General features: G+C 71.1%; 16 protein-coding genes and 2 pseudogenes. 6 read left to right on the forward strand and 12 right to left on the reverse strand.

Features of this window, described 5'->3' with window-relative positions:
* Nucleotide 1 precedes the first annotated feature (1 nt).
* Nucleotides 2-877, forward strand: coding sequence for an SDR family NAD(P)-dependent oxidoreductase (locus BDK92_RS36420; RefSeq protein ID WP_121160825.1), 876 nt, complete (start codon nt 2-4; stop codon nt 875-877).
* A 393-nt stretch (nt 878-1,270) separates the two neighbouring features.
* Here the strand turns inward: BDK92_RS36420 and BDK92_RS36430 are convergent, their stop codons facing one another.
* The 3 genes from BDK92_RS36430 to BDK92_RS36440 all read right to left on the reverse strand — a co-directional run bounded on the left by BDK92_RS36430 (nt 1,271) and on the right by BDK92_RS36440 (nt 4,205).
* Entirely contained in the window at nt 1,271-1,840 is a 570-nt protein-coding gene (locus tag BDK92_RS36430) for a TetR/AcrR family transcriptional regulator (RefSeq protein ID WP_170208821.1), read from the reverse strand.
* Nucleotides 1,837-3,192 carry an MmgE/PrpD family protein gene (locus BDK92_RS36435; protein ID WP_121160829.1) on the reverse strand — a complete coding sequence of 452 codons (1,356 nt, stop codon included), beginning with the start codon at nt 3,190-3,192 and terminating at the stop codon, nt 1,837-1,839. The genes BDK92_RS36430 and BDK92_RS36435 overlap by 4 nt, the downstream gene beginning before the upstream one ends.
* A gap of 146 nt (nt 3,193-3,338) precedes the next feature.
* Complete coding sequence (locus BDK92_RS36440; protein WP_170208822.1) at nt 3,339-4,205, reverse strand: NAD(P)-binding domain-containing protein; 867 nt, start codon at nt 4,203-4,205, stop codon at nt 3,339-3,341.
* A 202-nt stretch (nt 4,206-4,407) separates the two neighbouring features.
* Between BDK92_RS36440 and BDK92_RS36445 the strand changes: the two genes are divergently transcribed.
* From BDK92_RS36445 to BDK92_RS36460, 4 genes are all read left to right on the forward strand, one after another.
* Complete coding sequence (locus BDK92_RS36445) at nt 4,408-5,115, forward strand: ThuA domain-containing protein (RefSeq protein ID WP_121160833.1); 708 nt, start codon at nt 4,408-4,410, stop codon at nt 5,113-5,115.
* Nucleotides 5,088-6,206: a Gfo/Idh/MocA family protein gene (locus BDK92_RS36450; protein WP_121160835.1), complete on the forward strand. Its 1,119-nt coding sequence runs from the start codon at nt 5,088-5,090 to the stop codon at nt 6,204-6,206. The genes BDK92_RS36445 and BDK92_RS36450 overlap by 28 nt, the downstream gene beginning before the upstream one ends.
* Before the next feature lie 404 nt (nt 6,207-6,610).
* A complete protein-coding gene (locus tag BDK92_RS36455) occupies nt 6,611-7,612 on the forward strand; it encodes an aldo/keto reductase (protein WP_121160837.1) in 1,002 nt (333 codons plus the stop codon).
* A gap of 71 nt (nt 7,613-7,683) precedes the next feature.
* Nucleotides 7,684-8,616, forward strand: a complete 933-nt coding sequence (locus BDK92_RS36460) for a helix-turn-helix domain-containing protein (RefSeq protein WP_121160839.1) — start codon at nt 7,684-7,686, stop codon at nt 8,614-8,616.
* Between the two features lie 239 nt (nt 8,617-8,855).
* Here BDK92_RS36460 and BDK92_RS36465 read toward each other — a convergent pair whose 3' ends face one another.
* On the reverse strand, nt 8,856-9,425 hold the full coding sequence (locus tag BDK92_RS36465; RefSeq protein WP_170208823.1) for an RICIN domain-containing protein: 570 nt from the start codon (nt 9,423-9,425) through the stop codon (nt 8,856-8,858).
* A 611-nt stretch (nt 9,426-10,036) separates the two neighbouring features.
* On the opposite strand from BDK92_RS36465, the pseudogene BDK92_RS41380 reads away from it, so the two are divergent.
* Nucleotides 10,037-10,255: pseudogene (locus tag BDK92_RS41380) on the forward strand (IS5/IS1182 family transposase); the annotation flags it as partial.
* Here BDK92_RS41380 and BDK92_RS41385 read toward each other — a convergent pair.
* The 8 genes and pseudogenes from BDK92_RS41385 to BDK92_RS36510 all read right to left on the reverse strand — a co-directional run.
* Nucleotides 10,219-10,414: pseudogene (locus tag BDK92_RS41385) on the reverse strand (ISL3 family transposase); the annotation flags it as partial. The pseudogenes BDK92_RS41380 and BDK92_RS41385 overlap by 37 nt on opposite strands.
* A gap of 166 nt (nt 10,415-10,580) precedes the next feature.
* Nucleotides 10,581-11,741, reverse strand: a complete 1,161-nt coding sequence (locus BDK92_RS36480) for an alkaline phosphatase PhoX (RefSeq protein WP_121160844.1) — start codon at nt 11,739-11,741, stop codon at nt 10,581-10,583.
* Between the two features lie 336 nt (nt 11,742-12,077).
* The gene (locus BDK92_RS36485) at nt 12,078-14,846 is read right to left on the reverse strand and encodes an FtsX-like permease family protein (protein WP_121160846.1); all 2,769 of its coding nucleotides are present in this window, start codon (nt 14,844-14,846) and stop codon (nt 12,078-12,080) included.
* Entirely contained in the window at nt 14,843-18,025 is a 3,183-nt protein-coding gene (locus tag BDK92_RS36490) for an FtsX-like permease family protein (protein WP_121160847.1), read from the reverse strand. Before BDK92_RS36490 ends, BDK92_RS36485 begins: the two co-directional genes overlap by 4 nt.
* A 7-nt stretch (nt 18,026-18,032) precedes the next feature.
* Entirely contained in the window at nt 18,033-18,755 is a 723-nt protein-coding gene (locus tag BDK92_RS36495) for an ABC transporter ATP-binding protein (protein WP_121160849.1), read from the reverse strand.
* Complete coding sequence (locus BDK92_RS36500; RefSeq protein ID WP_121160851.1) at nt 18,752-19,684, reverse strand: ABC transporter ATP-binding protein; 933 nt, start codon at nt 19,682-19,684, stop codon at nt 18,752-18,754. Before BDK92_RS36500 ends, BDK92_RS36495 begins: the two co-directional genes overlap by 4 nt.
* Before the next feature lie 372 nt (nt 19,685-20,056).
* Entirely contained in the window at nt 20,057-21,070 is a 1,014-nt protein-coding gene (locus tag BDK92_RS36505) for an RNA polymerase subunit sigma-70 (protein ID WP_121160852.1), read from the reverse strand.
* 390 nt (nt 21,071-21,460) lie between these two features.
* Nucleotides 21,461-23,098: a substrate-binding domain-containing protein gene (locus BDK92_RS36510; RefSeq protein WP_121160854.1), complete on the reverse strand. Its 1,638-nt coding sequence runs from the start codon at nt 23,096-23,098 to the stop codon at nt 21,461-21,463.
* Between the last annotated feature and the right edge of the window lie 2 nt (nt 23,099-23,100).

A 23,100-nucleotide genomic window follows, 5' to 3' on the forward strand; every position in this document is an offset into this window, starting at 1 on the left:
TATGGGCAACTCGTCCCGATCGGCAGGGGCCATTGATGCAACATTGGTGTTGCAGTTACTGGCCGCGGGTGATCAGGTCATGGTGACCTCGCGTCGGCCGGAGGCGCTGGCCGATCTGAAGGCGGAGCACCCGGAGCGGCTGGAGACCGTGGCGCTGGACGTCACGCCACCCACTGAGGCCCGGGACGTGGTCGCGGCGGCGGTCGAGCGTTTCGGTTCCCTCGACGTGGTCGTGAACAACGCCGGTTACGCCACCACCAATTCATTGGAGGACTTCCCGGAGGACGAGTTCCGTGCGCAGATTGAGGCAAACCTGTACGGCGTCATCAACGTGACCCGGGCGGCGCTGCCGGTTCTGCGAGGCCGGCGTTCGGGGCACTTCGTACAGATCTCGTCCATCGGCGGCCGCGTGGGCGGCACTCCCGGGCTCGGCGCGTACCAGACCGCGAAGTTCGGGGTTGAGGGCTTCTCCGAGGTCCTGGCGAACGAGGTGGCCCCGTTGGGCATCAAGGTGACCATCGTGGAGCCGGGCGGCATCCGTACTGGTTGGGCCGGGGGCGCGGCGCTGGCGTCCGGCAGCATCCAGGGCGACTACGAGCAGATCGTCGGACAGTGGCGGGCGATGTTCGCCGAATACGCCGGCAACGAGCCGGGCGACCCCGCCCGCATGGCCCGGGCGATCATCGACGTGGTGGACTCCGAGGAGCCGCCGCGTCGGCTGTTGCTCGGCGGCGACGCCCTGGGACTCGCGCTGGAGTCGGGCGAGAAACGGCTCGCGGAGGCCCGGCGGTGGGCCGAAGTCAGCCGTTCCACGGACTACCCGGACGCGTCGGCGAGTGCTGCGGCGCAACCTGTCGAGATGACGCGGAACATCTGAGGAGGGGCGAGCGGGCGCAGGCGAGCACGTCGATCACCGACGTGGTCGACCTCGACACCACCGGCCGAGGCGGTGCGGATCGGGTTGGAGGCGGCCGGTGGCATGAACCCCGAGATGTTCTCGCCGAGCATCGGCCGTCAGCTTCCCGAACTGGGGCTGATACCGACGAGACCGACCTGCGCAGCGCGCCGATCCTGCTCGGCGAGGGCATCCGGCTGTACGACAACCCGGCGGTGCGCCGATCCGCCTCCACGGAACTTGCGGAGGCGACCCGACATCGGTGGTGAACGTACGGTACCGACCCGCCACGAAGGCGAAGACCTCCACCGGGACAGCGGCCGGTCGTTGAGCGGTGGCCGGGCGGGTCGTCAATCCGACTGATTCACGCCGCTCTCAGGCGCCCGGATGGATGTCCCGCACCCGCTGAGTACGAAACCCGGCCAGCACATACCGCAGGTGCCGCTGCCAGGCGCCGGGCGCGGCCTGTTCGCCGGTGTGAATGATGCCCCGCAGGGCCCACACGGTTGCCGCGATGTCGCCGACGGTCACCTGCGGGTCGATCCCGCCGCCGTCCTTTGCCCGGGCAAGGAGAAGCTCGATCCGGGCCTCAAGGTCGGTCACGAGGGTGGCGGGCGCCAACTCGCCCCACATGCCGTGCATGAAGCCGCGTCGCGCGGCCAGCTCGAATCCGACGGTCTCGAGGCAACGGTCCAGGCACCGTTCCGGTGGCTCGGCGAGCGCCTGGTCGGCGAGTTCCACGAGCCGGCCGAAGAACGTCGCCAGGACCTCCTGCACCAGCGCCTGTTTGGTGCCGAAGCGCCGGTAGAGGGTGGCGGGGGCGATGTCGGCCGCCCGGGCGACGTCCTCCATGCTGGCATCGGTGCCCCGCTCCGCGAAGACCCGCTCGGCCGCGTCGAGCAGCCGGTTGCGGTTGGCCTGGGCATCCCGGCGTAGCACCGTCACCTCCTCAGGATCTCCGCGATGGGGCGTACGCCGTCGCGGCCGTCGAATGATTCCACAGCCGAGATGACCGCGCGCGATTCGTCTGCGGTGAGCACCCCGGACACATTCGCGCGGAACTTCTCCTCGATGTCCGCCGGGCTGGCCGGGCGGGTGGTGTGGCCGTGGAATCCAGCCTGGTAGTGGCCGACGCTTGTGCCGTCGGACAACTCGATGTCGACGCGGGCACTGAACACCGGGTCGCCGGCCGGGATCGGCATCGGGTACGGGTCAACCAGGTCACCGATCGCGAGGATCTCCGTGGCGTACCACCGGGACGGGTCGAAATAGTCGATGGGCGCGTTGCCACCGGTGACGAATTGCAGCCCGACGCCGTACGCGAGGCTGAACTGCGCGGAGATCGCGTCGGTGGGACGGGTGATGCCGGCGCCGTGCCCGACCGCGAAGTCGACGAGGCCGACCCGGATCCGGCGAATCCGCGTCGGGTCGACGGCGTGGACCTCGCGCAGGTGACGGATGGCGTCCAGGGGGGCGTGCACCGTGGCCACCATGGGGTAGAAGCGGAAGATCGTGTCGAGGACCTGCCAGCGTTCCCAGGCGGCGTCGGGTATCGGAGCCTCGGTCTGCGCGAAGAGGCGGAACACCCCGCGATGCCCCTCGAAGATGGTGGCCGGCCCGGTCAGCCCGAGGCGGGCGAGCTGCGCCGCCTCGACGCCGGCTCGGGCCGCGGACCCGGCGTGCAGCCGCTTCACCTCGCCGCCACTGCGGTCGTACTCCATGGTTCCCGACGCGTCGCTGCCGGCGATGCCTAACGCCTCGCGCAGCTCGGTCGTGGTCAGGCCGAGGACGCGGCCGGCGGCGGCGGTGGCGCCGAAGACGCCCAGCACCTTGGATCCGTGCCAGCCGTTCGCGACCATGGCGCCGGTGGTCACGCTGCCGAGCAGGCCCATCACCTGGACGCCCGCGGCGACTGCGGTGATCACCTCGCGGCTGTCCACGTCGTCGCGCTCGGCCAGCGCGAGCGCGGCGGGCACCACCGCGGAGGCGGTGTGCCAGGCCGCCCCGTGGGCGTCGTCGTACTCGCAGCTGTGCCCGAGGGTGCCGTTGACGTACGCGGCCTGCGCGGCGCTGGTCCTGCCACCGCCGGTCACCGTGCTCTCCGGTGGGCCCGGCACGGCTGCGGCCGCGAGTCGGACCGGTTGCACGTTGGGCAGCGTCGTGCCCAGCACCTGCACCCCGATCTGGTCGAGGATCAACTGCTTGGTGCGCTGGACCACCTCGGCCGGCAGGTCGTCGAAGCGCAGTTCGGTCACCCACCGCGCGAGCCGGCCCGCGACGGTCTTGTCATCTGTCATAAGTGAGAGGCTACCCACTCAAGTGCGAGGTCCTACTATCACTTAGGTCACAGAGGCGAATTGGACGGTTTTGCGACATCTTGTGAAGTAATTACCTCAAGTGTGGGGCGGTTGATCGAACAGGGTTCGCAGGCGGCCGACGCCCGCTATCCGGCCGTCGCGGTCAGGCCCTCGTCGCCTCGACCATCCTCGATGAGCGTCTCGATCCTCGCCGCCACCTCGGGCAGACCGCCATCGCCGAGACGTCGACCGGTCCGTAGCTCGATCAGATGGCGGACGACCGTCAGGTGCTCGGAGAGGTTCGCCGGGCCCGGAGGATACGTAGCCTGCCGCAGCTCCGAGACGGTGGCGGGGACCGCCGTGACCACGTGGCCGAGTTGGGCACTCGCCGTCCGGGAGAACTCGACCACGTCGATGCCGGCCGCGCGTGCAGACTCGAGGGCTCGGAGCAGGCCGAGTTGGGCGTCGTACCACACCCCGAAGAGGGCGAGGTCCCAGACGGCGGCCGCCTCCGGCGTTTCGCCGACGAAGCGCGGGCTGCTCAGCAGCGCGAGGGTCGTCCGGTGTTGCTCGAACGCGTGCCGGGAGCCGCTGTAGAGGATGGTCGCGGCATTGGAGCCGATCGTCTCGGGCGCGGCTTGAATTCCCGCGCCCAGGTATAACGCGCCGAGCTCGGTGACCCGCTCGGCGGCCAGCCGCGCCTCGCTGGCGGTGCCCGTGTACATCCCGACGACCGTCAGCTCGGGCAGGTCCGTGTCGAGCTGGGCCAGACACTGCTGTACCGCCTGCTGGTCCTTGAGGGTCAGGAGGGCGAGGGTGCTGGTGGACAACGCCTCCCGGACGGACGGTGCCCGCCGTGCCCCCGCGACCACCAGTTCCGTCGTACGACTTTCGGTGCGGTTCCACACTGTGACGTCGTGTCCACCCTCGAGCAGCCGACGTACCACCGCACCACCGATGGCCCCCGTGCCGATGACCGCCACCGGGAGCGCTGACCTCTTCTTATCGACCATGGCACGATTCTCAAACATCAACATTGCTTGAGGTCAAGGCTCGGCGCGCCCGCCACACCCCTGGGCGGCCCCGACCCTGCTCGCCGCTGCTGTCTTCGTCTTCCATCGATGCCTGACCTACAGCGCGGCCTTCGCTGGGCTCGCCCTCGCGGCGGCAGAGGCGGAAGATGTACGGGCGACGGACCGTTGGAGGGGAGCGAGTGTGGCTCAGCGGAGGGCGTTGGTCGTTCGTGGCGGGTGGGAGGGGCACCAACCGGTCAAGGCGACGGAGTTGTTCATCCCGTTCCTCCAAAGTAGCGGTTATGCCGTACGGGTCGAGGAGTCGACGGAGGTCTACGCCGATGCCGGCGAGATGGCCGCCACCGACCTGGTCGTGCAGTGCGTGACAATGTCGCAGATCGCCTCGGAGCAGGTGGCGGGGCTGAGCGCGGCGGTCGTCGCCGGGACGGGTTTCACCGGCTGGCATGGCGGTGTCGTCGACTCGTTCCGCGCCTCATCCGACTACCTGCACCTGGTCGGCGGGCAGTTCGCTACCCATCCGGGCAAGGAGCCGTGTGAACGTCTCGGCGGCGCGGAGGACAACTTCCTGCCGTACCGGGTGAGCCTCACCGAACTCGGCCGGGAACATGCGATCACCGCCGGGATCGAGGACTTCGACCTGGTCACCGAGCAGTACTGGGTCCTGCACGATGACCTGATCGACGTACTGGCGACCACGACCCACCCGACGCAGGCGTGGCACCCGTGGCACCGGCCGGTCACCTCACCGGCGATCTGGACCCGCCGCTGGGGTGCCGGGCGCGTCGTCGTCACGACCCCCGGCCACAGCGTCGACGTGCTGGAGCACCCGAGCGTCCGTACCGTCATCGAAAGGGGGATGGTGTGGGCGACCCGCACCGCGTCGGCGTAGTAGGTCTCGGGGTCATCTCCCGCGCGTACCTGGAAACGCTCGCGGATCATCCCGCGGTGACCATCGCCGCGCTGGCCGACCTCGACGCCTCTCGGTCGGCTGCGGCCGCCGCCACGATTCCCGGCGCCGAGGCGTTGAGCGTCGAGCGCCTGCTCGAGCGCCCCGACGTGCAGACGGTGCTCAACCTGACGATCCCGGCCGTGCACGCCGAGATCTCGCTCGCCACGATCGACGCGGGCAAGAACGTGTACGTCGAAAAGCCGCTCGCCGTCACGTTCCCGGACGGTCGCCTGATCGTCGACCGGGCCGCGGCGGCCGGCGTCCGTGTGGGTTGCGCGCCGGACACCGTCCTGGGCACGGGTACGCAGACGGCCCGCGCGGCGATCGACGGCGGGCTCATCGGGCGTCCGCTGTCCGCGTCGGCCGTCATGCTCACTCCCGGGCACGAGCGCTGGCATCCCCACCCCGACTTCTACTATGTCGAGGGCGGTGGCCCGCTGCTGGACATGGGGCCGTACTACATTTCGGCGCTCATCCACCTGCTCGGGCCGGTTCGCGCGGTGGTCGGAGCGGCCAGCCGCCTGCGTACCGAACGCGTCATCGGCTCGGGCCCGCGTATCGGCCAACGCATCCCGGTCGAGGTGGACACCCATGTGACCGGCGTGCTTGAGCACGTCAACGGTGCCCTTTCCACCATCACGACGAGCTTCGACGGCGTCGCGACGACGGCCGCGCCGATCGAGGTACGCGGGGAGACCGGCACGCTCGCCGTACCCGACCCGAACCATTTCGACGGCGAGGTGCGTCTCTTCGCGCTCGGCGGCACCGAATGGCGCGTTCTCGAACCGAGAGCGGGCTACGCCGGCGGCTCCCGAGGTATCGGTCTGGTCGACCTTGTCGGAGCGACCCCTCAGCGTCCGCCGCGTGCCGGCGGTGACTTCGCGCTGCACGTCCTCGAAACGATGACCGCCCTCCTCGGGTCGGCCGTCGAAGGGCGACGGATCGAGCTGACGACGGTGGCGGAGCGGCCCGCGCTGGTCCCGCTCACCCCGCTCGAGGAGTGGAAGGCACACCACGCATACGGACACTGACCTCGGCTGGAGAGCTGACAGCGGTGTGTCCGGTGCCGAGGCCCGACGGCCCGGTCTTTCGCTCACCGCACAGTCAGGTCTGCTTGTCGTCAGAGCGCGCCGACGCATGGTTATGCATATGGCGACAACGATCAGATCGTCCCATTCAAGGATTTGCTCTTCCTGTCGCTCCCGCCTTAGTGCGCGTTCAGCAGGCGGCATGCGCCCGAGGAATCTCTTCCCACGTCCGGCCACCCCGGGCCGGCCGTATCAGGAGCCGCACCAACGGTCGGCGAGCCTCCCCGTCAGATCGTCGCACTGTCAGGTCGGGGATAGGCAGAACGCCGATAACCGCCACGATCTGCCGCAGGCTGGTGATGAGCGATCGGACGGCGCTTCGTGACGTCGAGGGAAGAGAGACCAATATGATCTTGAGGAAACATGCAATCGGTGGTCAAGGGCTGGTGGCCTCGGTCGAGGGACTCGGCACCATGGGCATGACAGCGATGTACGGCACGCCGGACGACGCCGAGTCCGCCGCCACCGTTCACCGCGCACTCGAACTGGGCGTGAACCTGTTCGACACCGCCGACATGTACGGCCCGCTCACCGGCGAGGAACTACTTGGCCGGGCGCTGAGAGGGCGTCGCGATCAGGCGGTCATCGCGACCAAGTTCGGCGGTGTGACGTTCGATGATGCCGGCGGCATCATCGGCGGCACGAACGGGCAGCCTGACTACGTGCGCAAGTCGCTCGACGGATCGTTGCGGCGGCTCGGCACCGACTACATCGACCTGTACTTCCAGCACCGGGTCGATCCGAACGTACCGGTCGAGGAGACCTTTGGTGCGCTTGGCGAACTCGTCGCCGAGGGCAAGATCCGCTACCTCGGGATCAGCGAGGCGTCGCCGGAGAGCATCCGCGCCGCGTACGCCGCCGCGCCGCTGTCGGCGGTGCAGACCGAGTACTCGCTGTTCACTCGCAACGTTGAGACCAACGGTGTGCTCGACACGGTGCGCGAACTGGGTATCGGGTTCGTGGCGTACGCGCCGTTGGGTCGTGGCTTCCTCACCGGCTCAGTTCGCACCCTCGAAGACCTGCCCGAGAACGACTGGCGTCGTACCTGGCCCCGATTCGCCGAGGAGAACCTGAGGCAGAATCTGCTCCTGGTGGACCGGATCCGTGCCATCGCGGAACAGGCGGGTGTCACTCCCGGCCAGCTCGCGTTGGCCTGGGTATTGGCGCAAGGTGACCACATCACCGCGATTCCGGGCACCAAGCGTCGTAGGTATCTGGAGGAGAACGTCGCTGCGGCGCAACTCAAGTTTGATGCCGGCGTGTTCGAGGAACTCAGCGCAGCCGCTCCGATCGGTGCCGCCGCCGGCGCGCGGTACACCGGACCGGCAATGGCCGCCATCCAGGAGTAGCTTGGAGATCGACGGGATCTTACGGCGCCACCAGCACCGCTGGTGGCGCCGCGATCCGGAAAGGGCAGTTCGTGGCACGAACCGAACTCGGCGACTTCCTCCGGGCTCGCCGACAGGCACTCCGCCCGGCCGACGTCGGGCTCCCAGCACGCGGGCGGCGCCGCACCCCTGGCCTACGCCGCGAGGAAGTCGCACTCCTGGCGAACCTGTCCGTCGACTACTACGAACGACTTGAGCAGTCGCGCAACACCAACCCCTCGGAGGCCCTACTCGGCAGCCTCGCCCGGGCGCTGCGACTCTCCATCGACGAACGCGACTACCTCTACCGCCTCGCCGGACATCCGGCGCCGACGACCGCCACCGTCAGCGGGTACGTCGACCCCGCGATGATGTTCCTACTCGACGCACATACCACCGTGCCCGCACACGTCATCGACGACCGCACCACCATCCTGGCCCAGAACACCCTCAGCCGCGCGCTGCTGGGCTCTTGGACCGACGGCGATGCCCGGCACTCGAACGTGACCTGGCGCTGGTTCACCCACCCCGAATCCCGCACGCTCAACGTGCCGGAGGAACACGAGGCGATTGGCCGCGGATACGTTGCCGACCTACGCGCAGCAGCCGCCCGCCGCGGCCACGACCCCGTCTCCGACCAACTGATCGCCGATCTCACCATGGCCAGCACCGAGTTCGCCGCTGCCGTGGGACGACGACACGTGGACCGTTCGTCCGGGTTCGCGTTGTTCGACGCGTTCGCCTCGGCGGAGAAGACGTTGCACGCGGAACCCGGGCGACCACCGCAGCGTCCGGCGGGTCGGGGCGGACGACACGTTCCTGTCCGGTCACCTCGGCCGGGCCTGACCGGTACCGGCGTCCGGGCGCGAAGTTGGGCGCCGGTACCGGCGATAAGTGCAGATTCGTGGCGGCGAATGACTCCAGATGCTGCTTTTGTGGCTTACGTCGATGAGCCTTTTTCATCGTGGCGGCGCTGGTCGCGATAAAAATGGCTCATTCAGTTAGTCCGGTCGCGATTCTGATGACGGCGCTGATTGTTGCCGTCGTGCGACGCGGGCGAATGACGTGGTGCGTCAGACAGGTGCGTCGCCCTGATGTCCGATCGAACATCAGGGCGACGGTTGCCTGATTGCTGGTCAGGAAATCGAGGTATTGTCGGCGACGCGGAGCCTCCCCTGACAGATGCGCCTCCGAGAAGGAATCGATTCCGACCCCGGTTCGTCTATCAGGCGAAGTACCAGGACTGGCCGGCGGGGGCGTTCGCCTCGCAGTTCCAGATCTGTACCTTGGTTCCGTTCCCACCGCTGGTGGCGGCGTCGGCGTCGAGGCACCGGCCACTGAAGCCGTTGTAGAGCTGGACTCCGTTGCCGTACTCCCACCATGCCTGCGCGGCTGCCCCGGCCTGGCAGTCCCAGAGCTGTACCTTGCCGCCGTTGCCGGGGGTGTTCCGGTCCGCGTCGAGGCAGCGCCCGCTGGACGCGTTCTGGAACGTCCAGAAGCCATTGCCAGTAGCGGTGTAGGTTGCCCACCACATCTGAGAGGTCGCGCCCAGGCAGTCCCAAAGCTGGATCTTGGTGCCGTTGCTGCCGATGGTGGCGATGTCCGCGTCGAGGCACCGGCCGTCACGGCCGTCGACAATGTAGACCGCGACGGCGGCGGCCGATACCCCTACCGGCCGCGCCAATCCGGCCTTGGCCGACTCCTCCACCGGTGCGAGCCGCATCTTTGCCGAGGTCGAGGCGCCGCTGCTGTCGGGGGACTTGTTTCCTACTGCCGCCTGGCTGGGTGCGGCCACCGCAAGGGACAATGCGAATGCGGCGCCCATAATTGCCGCAGCCCGCATCTTTCTTCCTACTCCGAACATCCGTAATCCTCCCCAGAATATGGCCGCGAAAGTGTCGGCCCGCCTTTCGGCGCTTACGAATGAAGCGATCTTAGGACCAAGAACAACCGGATGACAAGGTTGACTTTCAGCTCGGCATGTGTCGGCGACTCCGCTTATGGATGCGTGGCTACCCTCTGTTACGCGAACCGGTCCAGCTTGTTCTCAGGTTTCGTCACGGCGAGTGACTCCGGCGTGGGATGGCCTGATTGGCCCGGAGGTTGCCCGGAATTGATTGCGGGCTCCAATTGTGTCGACTTTCGATACCGGGTTATTCGTTTCCGTGGCTACGTATCACGCCGTTCGCCGTCGTGAGGCAATTTTCGCCAGGAATCGAGGTTGCCTGGCAGTTAACGTCAGCTTAATGACCGCCTGCGTCGTCCGTGGGGCCCTGCGCGGATTGGTCCGGGGAGCAGGGTTGTCCCGGGTGATCGGTGACTTACCGTGTTGACGTGTTGCTACCGGATGCTGACTCAGCGAGTGTTTGAGAGGGCGTCGCGCGGCGCTTCCACCAAGTAAGTGGATCTTCATGGCGGCAGTTGCCGGTGGACTTCCCGCCGTGGCAGACGGTGTACTGGCAGTTCGGGCGCTGGGAGAAACGCCAAGCCACCGAGCGGGGCCTTGACCTGTTGCGGGAGAAGGCCCGCCTGGTCGAGGGCCGTGAGCCGCAGCCGACGGCGGGGATCATCGACTCCCAGTCGGTGAGGTCTTGTTCACGGCGGCGGCGCAGGTGGTCGCGGTAGGGCCGACGAGGGTGGGCCGGTACTGCGGTGCTGGGACCAGACGTTCCGGTTCGCCTGATCCGAGCGTACCGTTTGACGGTGTTGAGGCCGAGGTTGAGCCGGCGGACGCATTCAAGCAGTCCGACACCATTGTCTGAGCAGGTCGTGGACCTGCTGCCACCACCGCTGCCGGTGGTCTCGGCCCGCGTGTCTCCTGTGGGGGCGGCCCGGCGGTGGCGCATCGGGCCGCCTCGATCTTCCACAGTGGCCGAACTCTGGATTTCGGTGCCGCGAATCACCACCCAGGGGGCATGTGCTGCGGCGTTATCGTGGCGGGCGGCACGGCTCAGGTGCGGAACGGCCCGGTGACGCAGTACGTGATGCCACCGGAGGAAGAGCCCGAGGTGCCGCGTTGGGATGAGAAGTACAGCCGATCCCCGGCCGGGGTAAATGCGGGACCGCAGATCTCCGACGAGCCCTGACCGGTGATCCGCAGGAACACGGAGATCCTGTCGCCTGGCGTGATCAGGCAGATCTCCATGTTGCCACCGTCCTCGGCGACGTAGAGGTCACCGAACGTGGAACCGGTGATGTTGTCCACGCCAGTCAACGGTGCCGGGCCGGGATTGACGAGGTTGTCGTCATAGGCGAGCTCGTAGGTGTTGTCGGCGAGGTTGAGCTGCCAGACCCGGTTGTCGCCCTTGGTGGTGAACCACAGTGTGTCGTTGGCGTAGTAGCAGCCCTCTCCGCCGTTGAACGATTTGGCGCCGGAGACCTGCGACCGGGTCACGGTCGGGGAGCCGTCCGGATCGGGCACGGCCGCCCAGCTGAACGAGCCGGATGTGCCGGTGCCGGCGACCAGCACCTGCAGGCGTCCGCTGGACAGGTCGCCCCAGGTGTCTGGAATGAACCGGTAGAGCTTGCCGTTGCTTTCGTCTTCGGTGAGGTAGATGACCTGCCGGTCCGGGTCGACCGCGGCGGCTTCGTGCTTGAACCGGCCCATTGCCGGACGGACCACAGCGGTGCCGCCGAGCGGGTGGGTCTCCCATACCCGGCCGAGGCTGACCTCCTCGCAGGACAACCAGGTGTTCCACGGTGTCTTGCCACCCGCGCAGTTGTTGTTGGTGCCGGATAGGATGCGCGACGCCCCGATGATGGCTCCGCTGGAGTTGAACAGGATCCGAGACGCGCCACCGCCGGAACCGGCGCTGGTCTCGGAGTTGGACACGTAGACCCAGCCGCTGCCGTTGGCGAACACCGCGCCGCCATCGGGAGCGTCGTGCCAGGTGTACGTGGTGCCGGTTACGACCTGGCCGGAGCGGGCGACGATCTGGCTGGTGAAGCCGGCCGGGAGTTGGATGCCGTGCCCGTTGGCCGGCTGGAGGGGACCGTACGGGCCGGACGCGTTCTGCGCCGGTGCCGCGTACGCGGCTGACCAGGTGGTAAACGGCAGCGCTACCGCGCCGGCTCCGAGCACTGTGGTGCGCAGCAGGTTCCGTCGATCCATCGAAACTCCTTTATGGGGGTCCGAGGAACATATTGATCCGTGATTGCTAGAGGCCGGTCTCGAAAGTGAACATCCGCCATCGGTGCATGAACAAGCGGGTCCGGTCCCCCCAAAATGGGATTAATCGGCGCTCCATAGTCTACGCGGCGTCGGACGAGGTGCCCGGTGTGGAGGCGGGTGTGCGCCGCTATGCACTCTCAACTCGGGCTATTTGTTCCATTGCGGTAGGACCGGTCGGCCAGGCTTTGGTCCAGGCGCCCGGGCTGTCGCTCTACCACATCAGACCGCGTCGCCACACAATCTCGACCAACCTCCCTGGGCAGTACGGCTAGGCCGTTACTCGCCCGCGCGGAGCACCTCGCTCAGCCGGTCGCGCCGCCGCAGCGCTGCCTCGACGGGGACGACCGTGGCGGCCGCCGCCAGCATCGCCACGCTCACCAGGCCGAGCATCCACCACGGCAGGGCCGCCGCCGGGTCGGCGGCTTGGCCGGTGAGCAGCCGTAGGTCGAGTGGGCCGAGCGTCAGGCGTGCGAGTAGGGCCCCGAGCAGCGGTCCGTACACCGCAGCGACCACGACCGGCGGGAGCAGCTCTCCGGCGGCGACCCAGCGGGCGTCGCGCGGCCGCAGGCCGAGGGTCCGCAGCCGGGTCAGGGTCTGCCACCGCTCCGACGCACCCGCGGCCGCGGCGAGCGTGAGGCCGAGCAGCCCCAGCGCCAGCAACGCCGCGGCGGCCGTCCACGCCAGGCGCAGTAGCCCTGCGGTCAGCGGGGCCGCTCGCTGCGCCCGCAGGACGTCCGCGCGCAGCACGACGTCGGCGGCGACGCCGCTGTTCGACACGGCCCGCGCCGCGCCGGGGCCGGTCACCCATACGGTGTTCGGGACGGCGGGCAGTCCGGCGTCGGCGAGGGCCGCGGCGTCCACGATGACGATGTCGGTGCCGCCGCCGACGGAGGGAGCGGTACCGACCGCAGCGAGACGGATTGCTGGGGCGCCGTCGCGGGACAGCTGCAGCCGTGTGCCGGTCCGCAGGTCGCCGTCGCTCGATCGGACCAGCGCCGGGACGTCCCCGAGGCCAGGACCGGGTGCCGCGAGCCGGGCCAGCGCCGGCGCGTCCGGCAGCGGGGTGGTGGCCAGTAGGCGCTGGAACGCGGCGGCGTCCACGATGACCAGGCGTGGGGTGAGCACTGTCGAGTCGGCGACGACGCGCGCCGAGTCGGTCACCTGCGCGACGACGACCTGCCCTACCCCGGGTGCGGCAGCGATGCGCTCGGCGAGGGCGGGGGTGGAGGTCACGGCGTCGGCGCCGACGTCGAGGCGGGCGTCGGCACCGACCGTGCTCCACGCGCCGTCGGCCAGACCCCGGGTGGCGGTGGTGCCGAGGATGAGCGCGAACGACGCCAGCGCCGTGGCGCTGACCAGCACCAGCAGCGGCAGCGCGCGCCCGGCCGTCGCGGCCGCCCGGGCAGCGCCGAACACGGCCAGCGGGTGGCGCGAGCGCAGGGCCTGCCGGAGCGACAACCGCACCCCGACAGGCAGCAGCCGCAGCAGGACGAGCGCGCCGGCGAGCACGCCCAGAGCGACGGCGCTCATGGGTAGGGCCAGGTCGCCGGTCAGCTCATCGGTGTCGCCGTCGGGGGCGGTGGCGGGCATGAGCCCGCGCTGGTGCAGTGCGACGAAGGCGGCCACCGCGGCGATCAGGACAGCGGCCTCCAGCGCGGCACGGCGCAGCTGGCCGGTGCCGCGGATCCAGCGGCGTGCGGCCCGGTTGGCGGGCTTGCGCCGATCGCGGCTGGCTCGGGCGGCGGCGAGTGTGCCGAACGCCGGCCCGGCGACGGCGCCGGCCAGGACCAGGGGCACGGCCCAGGACCAGGAGACGTCAGCAGCGGCTGCGCGGGCGAGCGCGAGCCCGACGGCGGCGGCCGACAGGGCCACCGCGGCGGACTCGATCAGCAGTTCCGCACCGAGGTCGGGCAGCGCCGCCCCGCGCTGCCGGGCGGCGGTCAGCGCCGGGGTACGGCGGCGGACCAGCAGGTCGGCGGCGAGTAGCAGGACCAGTACCGTGGCGGTCAGAACCCCGGCGAGCAGGACTGCGGCCTGCGCGGAAGCGGCGCTGATCTGTTTGCGGGCGTCGCGCAGGACGGTGTCGAGCTGCGATTCCCACTTGAGGGACCCGTCGCGGACACTCGACGCGCCGGAGGCGGCCTTGAGCTCGACCACGGTGCCGGCGAGCGCCGCGGCGGCGTCCCAGGTGAGCGTGCCGGGTTCGGGGGCGAAGCGGACGGTGCGCTGCAGTTGGTCCTCGTCGACGGCGAGACGGGCGTCCGGCAGCGACTCGCGCGACAGCAGGCCGGCGAACCGGGTGGTGCCCACGCCGTCGGCGCCGGGCACGGGGCGCAGGAGCGACGGGGCGAGTCGCCAGGCGGGGTCGGCGCTGTCCGCAGGTCGGTAGATCCCGCTGATCCGCACGTCCTTGTCGCGCTTCTGGGCGTCCTTGAGCGGGATTCGGTCGCCCGGGCCGAGGTTGAGCGCGGCGGCGTCCGCCTCGGAGAGGCCGACCTGCACCGGCCAGGGCGGTCCGCTGTAGGGGATCTCGACGGCCTGGTCCGGGTCGGGGACGGCGGGGCCGGGCGCGCTGCCGGCGATCCAGGTTACGTCCGGGCCGCCGGGGTCACCGGCCAGATAGGTGAACTGGAAGGTACGCGGCACGTTACCGTCGGTGATGCTGAGGACCGGGCCGTTGACGATGGCGACGGGCGGGCGCAGAGCGGCGTCCAGGCGGGGGCCGAGCGTGTCTGCCGCCTGGCTGCGGAAGCCGTCGACGTCTTCGGCGAGGCGGGGTATCCGGATGCGCCCGCCGGTCGGGCCGTCGTCGCGCTCCCAGTTAGCGTGTACGAGGACGTCAGCGTCGTTGCCAGCGCGGCGGATCGTGTCCTGAACGGCGTCGTCGGCGGCGGCGCGCAGCAGCGCCGGCACGGCCCCGGCGAGCAGCGCGACGGCCGCGATGACGGCGGCGGTGAGCAGCAGCGGTCCGGCGTCGGTGCGGCCGCGGCCGCGGACGCTGGGCCAGTGCGGCGCCGGCCACCGGCGGGTCAGCCACCGGTTCACGGCGCCACCCGCAGGTGCGCGGCGTCGGCCCGGCGGACCTGGACGGTGACCACGACGGCGACCGCGAGCGTGCACCCGGCCAGCAGCGCCGCGAGCAGTGCGGCCTCGGCGGACCACGGCCAGTGTGGCTGGGCGGCCGGGACGGGCGCGGCGCCGGTGTCGGAGCGTACGAGCAGGGGTACGACGACGCGGGTGGCGAGCGCGCCGACGGCCGCTCCCGCTGCGAGCAGCGGCAGCAGAACGCCGGCGTGCTGGCCGAGCAGCACGGCCCGGATGCCGCGCCGGGACATCCCCAGGCCGCGCAGCCGCGCCACCTCGACGGCGCGGACCTGCAGGTCGCAGGTCACGTGCAGGACCACGCCGGCGAGCAGCAGCAGGGCCGCGGCCGGGACGACCAGCCGGAGCGCGGCCGGCAGCCCGGCGCGCAGCGGGCCGCCGGTGAGGCGGGCGGTCTCTGCCTCGCGCGTCGTGACGGTGCCCAGGTGCAGGGCGGTGGCCCGCTCGGCGGCACCGGGCCCGGCTGGGTGGCCGACCCACCAGGCGTCGACCGGGAACGTCAGGTCGCCGGTGACGGCAAGTGCGCGGGACAGGGTGTCCAGGTCAGCCAGGACGGCGACGGCGCCGGGGGCGGACGGGACGGTCGGCACGACCTCGGTGACGACGATCGGGACGGGCGTGGTGCCGACCGTGATGCTGAGCTGCCTGCCGCGGCCGGCACCGACCTCGCTGGCGAAGCGGGCGGAGACGGCGACGGGCACCGGGCCGGGGTCCGGGAAGGCGGTGGCGACGAGGTTCCGGGCGGCGTCCGGGGCGCCGCCGAGGTCGACGGTCGCAGCCATTCGCAGCTCGGTCCCCGTCGGCGTGGCGGACAGCGTGACGGTCGGGTCGCTCAGCTGCTTCGCGACCGGCGGCGCGGACGTGGCGGTCCAACCCGATCCGTCAGCCGACGCGGCGGGCGGCACCGTGAGCGTGACGGCTACGGCGATGGGGCCGCCGGCCGCGTCGGACCCGCCATTCGGCCCGGTCGGGTCGGCCGTGACCGGCAGGGACACCGCGACGAGGCGCAGTCCGTCAGCCGTCGCGCACGCGGGCAGCCGGTGCTCCCGGCCGTCGAGCGGCACGGGGGGACCGGTGCAGGGCGTGCGCAGGCCGGTGGCGTCTTGCAGCAGCAGCCGGGGCGTCACGGCGAGCGGGGTGCCGCCGGCCGCAGTCCCGCTCAGGACGAGCGGGGCACCGGCCGGAATGGCGAGGCCGGTGACGCGGGCGTGTGACGCGAGCGCGGCTCCCACGTCCGTCCAGCTACGGTCGCCGTCCAGTCGCCCGCGCAGCAGTGCGTCGGCGCGGGTGGTATCGATGGCGATCAGGCGCGGCGCCTCGCCAGCGGTGCCGAGCCACTGCCCGATGGCGGTGCCGCGGTCGACGGCCGGGCTCACCACCCCCGCAGTGGCCGCGCTGACGTCCGCGCCCTGCCCGGCGACCGGCGGCGCGGTGAGGGCGAGCGCCAGGTCGGTGCCGACGGAAAGCTCGGCCTGGTCGTACTGCGACCGTTGCCAGGTGGCGTCGAAGGCGACGCCGAAGGTCCCGGCCGCGCAGGCCAGCCCGACGAGCAGGCCGGCGGCGACCGCCTGGGGCCGGCGGGCGGCCTCGGCGGCCGCCAGCGGGAGCACCAGCCCGTGGTCACGGTGCGCCAGCCGGTCGGCGCCGCGCAGGGCGGGCAGCACCACGCGGAGCACCAAGGCGGCGCCTGCGGTGAGCAGCAGCGCCGGCGCGAGCACCCGGACCGCGTCGGCGCGCGGGGTGGCGGCGGTGGGCTGCGCGTAAAGCTGCCACCACCCGGCGGCGGCGAATGCCGCGAGCAGCAGGTCGGCGCCGGATCGGGCCAGCAGTTCGCGTCGGTTGCGCCGGTCGCCGGCTGCCGGGACGGGCCGGATCGCCAGGATGATGAGTATGACGGCGAGCACCAGCGCGCTGCCGGCGACCGCGAGAACCTGGGCGCCGGTGATGGCCGGCCGGACGGTCAGGCCGGCGCCGTCCAGCGGCGGCAGGTGGGTCAGGCCGGCGTGTACGGCCGACGAGGCCGGTATCGCGAGCGCGGCGGCGAGGGCGGCGACGACCCCGGCCTCGAGTGTCGCGGTGGCGGCGAGCTGGCCGCGGCTGGTGCCCAGGGCGGACAGCAGGGCGGTCTCATCGGCGCGCATGCTCGCGGTCAGCCGGCCGGCGAGGGCGAGTGCGGTCGCGGCCAGGACGCCGCCGAGGACGGCGAGGGCGAGCACGACGGCGGCGGTGACGTGCCGCTGGTCGTCGGCGGCCCGCAGGGTCAGCGGCAGGCCGGAGGAGACGCGTTTGAGCTGGACGCGGTCGCCGAGGGTGCCCGCCAGCCGTCGGTCGGCGCTGCGGACGGCCCCGGCCACGGTCTCGAGGTCGCGGCGGTTGGCGCGGGACAGGTCCGGATGGGCGGTGATCTCCAGTCGGGTGAGGGTGGCACCGGTGGTGACCAGTTCGGCGAGGTCGATGATGAACGGGCCGTAGGCGTTGACGGGCTGCCCGAAGCGGCCGTCCCGGTAGCCGGTGGCAGAGCCGGCCGCGGCCAGCGGGTCGCGGTCCCAGCCGCGCCCCGGCAGCGGGCGCACGACACCGACGACGGTCACGTCGAGGGCCGGGACGGGCGCGTGGGCCAGTTCCGCGCCGAGGCGCACCCGGCGGCCGGGGGTGAGGCCGAGCAGCTGGGCGGTGGACTCCAGCACCACCGCGTCGCCGGGGTCGCGTAGCCAGCGCCCCGTGATCAGGTGGGCTCGGGCCGGCAGGTCGTCCAGCCCCGACAGGTACGCCTGGGCCGGGACGGTGGTGCCCGGGGCGAGAGTCGGCGGCAGCGCCCGCAGCACGCTCGACGCCCGCGCGGTCGTCGTCGCCGGGAACGGTGCGAGCGCGGAGGTCACCACGGCGCGGGCGTCGGAGGCGACGGATGGCGCGTCCCGGCCTTCGATGGTGCCGGTGTAGGCGGTCACGTCGACGGCACCGGAGGCGGCGCGGGCCATGGCGACCTCCAGCGCCCGCTCGGCGGTGCGGGTGCTCAGCAGGGTGCAGGTGCCCAGCAGGGTCGCGCCGACCGTGACGACCCCGAGGAGGGCCGCCAGCAACGGCCACTGCGCGCGGGCGCGGCGGCTGACCAGCCTCAGCATCGTCGCGTCACGTCGCGTCCGGCACGTGCTCGTACGGCTGTCCGGCTGCCTGTTCGTCGAGATGCCCGTCGTGGATGCGGATCACCCGGTCGGCCAACGCCATCATCACCGCGTCGTGCGTCGACACCAGCGCGGTGACGCCTTCGGACTCCACCACCCCGCGCAGCAGGGCCATCACCGACAGACCCGTCTCGGCGTCCAGTTGCCCCGTGGGCTCGTCGGCGATCAGCAGCCGGGGCGAGGCAGCCAGCGCGCGGGCGATCGCCACCCGCTGCTGCTGGCCGCCGGACAGCTCGGCCGGCCGCTGCCGGGCGTGGTCGGCCAGGCCCACCAGCTCCAGCAGCAGTTCGACTCGCCGCTCGCGCTCGGCCGGGGCGACGCGGGCCAGCCGCAGCGGGGCGCCGACGTTCTCCGCGGCCGACAGCACCGGGATCAGGCCGAAGCTCTGGAAGACGTACGACACCTTTTCGCGCCGCAGCCGGGACAGGCCGTCCTCGTCGAGTGCGGTGACGTCGGTGCCGTCGACGTGCACGGTGCCGGTGTCCGGGCGGTCCAGCCCGCCGATGACGTTGAGCAGGGTGGTCTTGCCCGAGCCGGACCGGCCGACGAGCGCCACCATGGAACCGGCGGCCACGTCGAACGACACGCCGCGCAGGGCGTGCACGGAGGTCGGCCCGGTGTTGAACCGCCGGTGCACGCCGCGCACGCTGAGCAGCGGCTCGATGCTCATTCGTTACTTCCCGCGTCGGGGCGGATCGTGATGTGGTCGGGCTCCAGGGCCAGCCGGACCCGCCGGGTCAGCGCCAGCGCCTGGCGGAAGTCGCGGGGCACCTGGACCCGCCCGGCCCGGTCCATCACGGCGTACTCCTCGGCGATCATGTGCGTGTCGCCCTCCGCGTTGGTGGTGGTACGGCGCAGCACCTCGCTGCTGGTGCGCCCGTCGCGGATCGCGACTGTCCGTTCGACCTGGCCGCTGACCTCCGGGTCGTGGGTCACCACGACAACGGTGACGCCGTACCGTCGGTTGACGTCCCGCAGCACGCCGAAGACCTCCGCGGACGTGGCGGCGTCCAGTTCGCCGGTCGGCTCGTCGGCGAGCAGGACCCGCGGCTGGTTGGCCAGCGCCACCGCGATCGCGACCCGCATCTGCTGCCCGCCGGAGAGCTGCGCGGGGCGTCGGTCGGCGCAGTCGGCGACGCCGAGGCTGTCCAGCAGTTCGGCCGCGCGCTCCCGGCGCTGCTTCTTCTCGGTACGGGCCGCCGTCATCGGTAGGTCGACCATCTCCCGTGCGGTCAGGTAGGGAACCAGGTTGCTCGCCGTCTGCTGTCGTACGAACCCGACGGTGTGCCGCCGGTACTCCACGCGGTCCGCGCGGGACATCGCCAGCAGGTTCCACCGGTCGACCCGGGCCCGTCCGGCGGTGGGGGCGTCGATGCCGGCCAGGATGGACAGCAGCGTCGACTTACCCGACCCGGAGGCGCCGACGACGGCGACCATCTCACCGTTGTCCACGGCCAGGTCGAGTCCCTGCAGTGCCTGCACCTCGATCGAACCGGTCTGGTAGATCCGCACCAGGTTCTCGCAGACGATGAGCGCGTCCCGGCCGAACTCGGGCGCCCGCGCGGATGACTGCGGCAAGGACAGCGGTGTGCTGGGCATTCCCTCCCCGTCAAGGTCGTGCCGACAACGAGCCAGCCTCGTGTAGCGATCAAGTCCGCCCAACGGGCACGCGGTGTCACCCGGCCGCACGTATCGTCGCCGTCCTGCTTCAGGAGCCTCAACCGCCCCTGCTAACGCAGTATTGAAGCAGTTTCGCAATCGGCAGCTCCGTTGACCATGCCCCCGCACGGGCTTTCCTGCGTCCTGCCCCCACAGGCGCGGCGGTGACGGCCCGAGGGCGGCGCATTCCCGACGGCGGTCGGAGCGCAGGAGCGTGCGATCGGCGGATGTGTCCGACGGCCCGGGCGGCAGAAAGTTTGACGTGGCGGCGCCGTGTCGGGGCGGTGTCAGCCACAGAGCGTCCAACCGGGACTACTCCGTACCGTCCGCCGGCAGGCGCTCCGGCAGCCCGAGCCGCGGGAACTGGTCGTCGTGGAACGTGACGATCTCGATGATCGCCCCGCCGGTGACGCGCAGGACGTCGATCGTCAGGGGCAGGTACGCGCCCTCCGGCTTCCGCCAGAGGTAGAAGGCGACGGCGGGCTGCCGGTTTACGGAGGTGAGGACGGCGCGCAGGTGCTTCATGCCCACGAAGCCGCTCGCAACCCAGTCGTTCACCACCATGTCGCGGCCGACGTGCAGGCCCGGCGTGGGCGGCATCGAGTAGCGGACGTCGTCCCGCAGCAGTGCGGCGAGCCCGTCGACGTCCGTGGCGACGCTGGCGTCGGTATAGCGGCGCACCAACTCGCGCGTCCCGGCGTCCTCCTCGCCGCCGGTCCAGTCCTGCCGCTCGGCGGGCAGGTGCTCCCGCATGCCGGCGCGGGCCCGCTGCAGCGCGCTGTTCACGGAGTTGACGGAGTCCCCGAGGAGCTCCGCGACGTCTCTCGCCGGCCAGCCGAGCACGTCCCGCAGGATCAGCACGGCTCGCGGGCGCGGCGCGAGGTGCTGGACTGCGACCAGGTACGCCAGCTCGATCGTCTCCCGCGCGACGGCGACGGTCTCCGGCTCGTCCGCGTCGCCTGCGGGCAGCTCGTCGAGCAGCCGGTCCGGGTAGGGCTGCAGCCACAGCACCTCGCCGCCGGTCGCGGGCTCCGGGCGGCGCTTGGCGAGCAGGTCCAGGCAGGCGTTGGTGGCGATCCGGTACAGCCAGGCCCTGAACGTCGACCGCCCCTCGAAGGTCTCCCGCCGCCGCCAGGCACGGAGGAACGTCTCCTGCACGGTGTCTTCGGCGTCCTCGAACGACCCGAGCATCCGGTAGCAGTGCACGTGCAGCTCCCGCCGGTGCCGCTCCGCCAGTCCCGAGAACGCCGGCTCGTCGACCTCGCCCAGCCCGTTCCCGCCCAGACTGCTCACGCCCAGCTCCTCCAGTCGCGTGTCCGCACTCATCACGTCATCCTTCCGTCTCGTCGTGTCCCGTCGTAGGTGTGACGGGTGCGGGCCCGACAACTCATCACCAGGTCGGTCGGCATGGCCGAGCGTTTTTCCTCCTCGGTAGGTCGGGTCCTTTCGACGTGGTGGAGGACGAGGATGGCCTGCACCATTGCGGTCGTCCGCGAGGGCTGCAGCGCAGCTTGTCAGGATCTTTTAGGTCTTGAGGGTGGCGACGGCGTGTTCGCCGCGGCAGCGGATCCGAGCATGGGCCTTGTCCACGCCTTCTGCCGGCGCCTCGATCACATCCACCGGAGGTACTGGCGGCGTCGCCGCCACCAGTACCGGGCAAAGTGAGCCACTACCAGCAAAGACACCGAATTCCGCAGGTACGGCCGGAGTGTTAGCTCACTGGTAGCCGCGGATCTCCTTGAAGACCGCCGCCAGTGGACCGGTCCGCGCGTCGAACGTACGGCCTCCGGTCAGCGCGGCGATCTCGTCCATCTCGCCCACGTTCCCCTCGCCGAACAGCAGAGCGAACACCGGTACGGCCTTCGCCCGCGCCGGCAGCTTGCCGTGGTACGACCGGAAGTCCGCGAAGCTTCTCCCGACCGTGCGCTCGCCGTCGGTGAGCAGCACGACCGAGGTGATCCGGCCGGGTTCGGTCGCGTCGAGTTGGCGGGCCAGGTCGAGGCCGTTCACGAGCGCGTCGTAGACCGCGGTGTCGCCCTCGGCGGTCAACTGCCGTACGTCGCCGCGGATCCGGTCGAGCGCAGGCTCCCGGTTCGTCTCCGGTACGTCGAACCGGCGCGGTGCCGACGGCCTGGTGCTGAACGGGAGCAGGATCACCTGTTCCCGACCGTTGAACCTGGTCAACTCGCCGGAGAGCGAGGTGTCGGCGCCGGAGAGACCAAGCAGTGCGGACTTGAGCCCGTCCAGCCGGGCACCACGCATCGACCCGGAGACGTCGAGCAGGTAGATGGTGCGCGCCGGTCGGCGTAGTGCGTCGCCGAAGCCGGTGACGAGCGCGGTCGCCGCGTCGTACCGGGACGGGAACGGCAGCTCAACCAGACCACCTTCGAGCGGACCGAGGACGTCGGCGAGGGGGATGCCGGGCACGGCCGGCCGGCGGAACGTGGTCTCCATGATCCGGCGTTGGGTGCTCGGTCGGCGCAGGAAGTCGGCGATCGCCGCGTAGTTGGTCCGCGCCTGTTCGGAGGCGCCGGCGAGCAACGTGAGCGGGTAGTCGGCGGTTACCACGCCGTCGGCGGGGTGGACGATGGTCAGCGGTTCGGCGAGCTTGCCGCCGTGGTTGAGGGACACGAGCACCGACTCGTAGTTGATCAGCCCGTCCACCGGGGCGTCGCCGCCCTGCCGCTTGACGTACGCCTCGGCCAGCCACCCGGACGAACCGGCGGTGAGGGACTGCCCGGCGAAGAAGGGCCGGAGCCGAGGCGTGAGCGCGTTGATTTCGGCCGTACCCAGTGCCCGACCGGTGCCGGCGAGGGCGGCGGCGACACTCACCAGCGCGGAGTAGCCAGAGTTCGACGCCGCCGGATTTGTCATGCCGTACGTGAACCTGCCGTCCCCGGCCGCCGTGGCGATCTCGCTCCAGGTCGGCCGGTGCGCGTCCCAGCCCAGTTGTCGCGCCACCGAGGTGCGCAGCCCGAGCACCACCGGGGAGTTGGCCACCTTGGTGCTCACGTCGATCTTGCCGATGGCGTTCGGGTGCAGCTCCAGGTAGCGGTTGCTGGAGAACCAGATCGCGTCCTGGTCGGCTGCGGCGGCGCCGGAGACCACCCGCTCGATCCCGTCCAGCGTGCCGATCTCGGTGAGTTGCACCCGTACCCCGGTCGCGTCCTCGGCCTGGGCCAGGATCGGCCCCAGGTCGGCCAGTTCCGAGCCGGCCAGCACCCGCAGTACACCCGAGCCGCGCTTGTACGGGGCCTCGGAGCCCTCGGACGGCTCGGGTGGGGCCTGGCTGGTGCACCCGGCCACGGCGGTGAGCAGAACCACCAGCAGGGTCAGATATGCGGTACGGCGCACTC

The organism is Micromonospora pisi (assembly GCF_003633685.1).
GTDB lineage: Bacteria > Actinomycetota > Actinomycetes > Mycobacteriales > Micromonosporaceae > Micromonospora_G > Micromonospora_G pisi.

Bases quoted from the DNA above. Each gene is read 5' to 3' on its own strand.
- BDK92_RS36420 (WP_121160825.1), top strand. From the start codon at position 2: ATGGGCAACTCGTCCCGATCGGCAGGGGCCATTGATGCAACATTGGTG.
- BDK92_RS36435 (WP_121160829.1), bottom strand. From the start codon at position 3,192: ATGACAGATGACAAGACCGTCGCGGGCCGGCTCGCGCGGTGGGTGACC.
- BDK92_RS36440 (WP_170208822.1), bottom strand. From the start codon at position 4,205: ATGGTCGATAAGAAGAGGTCAGCGCTCCCGGTGGCGGTCATCGGCACG.
- BDK92_RS36455 (WP_121160837.1), top strand. From the start codon at position 6,611: ATGATCTTGAGGAAACATGCAATCGGTGGTCAAGGGCTGGTGGCCTCG.
- BDK92_RS36480 (WP_121160844.1), bottom strand. From the start codon at position 11,741: ATGGATCGACGGAACCTGCTGCGCACCACAGTGCTCGGAGCCGGCGCG.
- BDK92_RS36490 (WP_121160847.1), bottom strand. From the start codon at position 18,025: ATGCTGAGGCTGGTCAGCCGCCGCGCCCGCGCGCAGTGGCCGTTGCTG.
- BDK92_RS36495 (WP_121160849.1), bottom strand. From the start codon at position 18,755: ATGAGCATCGAGCCGCTGCTCAGCGTGCGCGGCGTGCACCGGCGGTTC.
- BDK92_RS36500 (WP_121160851.1), bottom strand. From the start codon at position 19,684: ATGCCCAGCACACCGCTGTCCTTGCCGCAGTCATCCGCGCGGGCGCCC.
- BDK92_RS36505 (WP_121160852.1), bottom strand. From the start codon at position 21,070: ATGAGTGCGGACACGCGACTGGAGGAGCTGGGCGTGAGCAGTCTGGGC.